The sequence below is a fragment of the Bacteroides caecigallinarum genome (assembly GCF_016901995.1).
Lineage (GTDB): Bacteria > Bacteroidota > Bacteroidia > Bacteroidales > Bacteroidaceae > Phocaeicola > Phocaeicola cellulolyticus.
Genome location: NZ_JACJLE010000132.1, coordinates 1 through 788 on the forward strand (window position 1 = coordinate 1; position 788 = coordinate 788).

Below are 788 nucleotides of genomic sequence, written 5' to 3' on the forward strand. Positions count from 1 at the left end.
ACTTGTTTGCTCTCACTAACAAGATACTTACCATCTCCAAACTGGAGAACCATAAACTGGAGATGAACAAAACAGAAGTCGAGCTTACACCGATAATAGAGAAACTGACCGAAAAATTCAAGGCCAAAGCACAGAAACCTGTAAACTTTATCATCAGCTTGCAGGCCAAAACAGCTTATGCAGACAACGATTATCTGGGTGAAGTAATAAGTAATCTGATTGACAATGCCATAAAATACTCAAAAGAGAGTGTGGAAATAAACATCACCACTGAAGAAAGCGAGCGCTACACCATACTGAAAGTACGTGACAATGGGCTGGGTATATCCGAAGCCGACCAGAAAATCATTTTCCAGAAGTATGAACGCGCAGCGGCGGCAAGGCGCAGTCGTAAGAACGGAGCTTCCGGATTCGGACTGGGTCTGAACTTTGTTGATCAGGTGATAAAGGCACATGATGGAAGAATATTCGTAAACAGCACAGAAGGAGAATTTACAGAATTTACCATCTATCTGCCGCTTGAAACTCCAAACGACAAGCATAATCTGTAAAGCACAATGCTGTATTATCACAGCTACGATATCATATACGTATAATACACCATGTATATCCATAAAAATCTCTGATATACGGTATAATATATACAGAATATCAGAGATTATCGAGTTAAACTTTTAAGAGAGAGAAATTGAAGAATTTTATTTGGTAAACTTTTCAGTCTCCTTCAATATATAACCGGAATTTCTTTCATCCCACTGATAAGTATTCTTATCGGTAACTTCACCATC

Annotated in this window: 1 protein-coding gene; it reads left to right on the forward strand. The window is 38.7% G+C overall.

Annotated features, from left to right (window positions below):
* On the forward strand, positions 1-551 hold a 551-nt coding region (locus tag H6A61_RS15295; RefSeq protein ID WP_204394766.1), incomplete at its 5' end, for a sensor histidine kinase.
* Positions 552-788 lie beyond the last annotated feature (237 nt).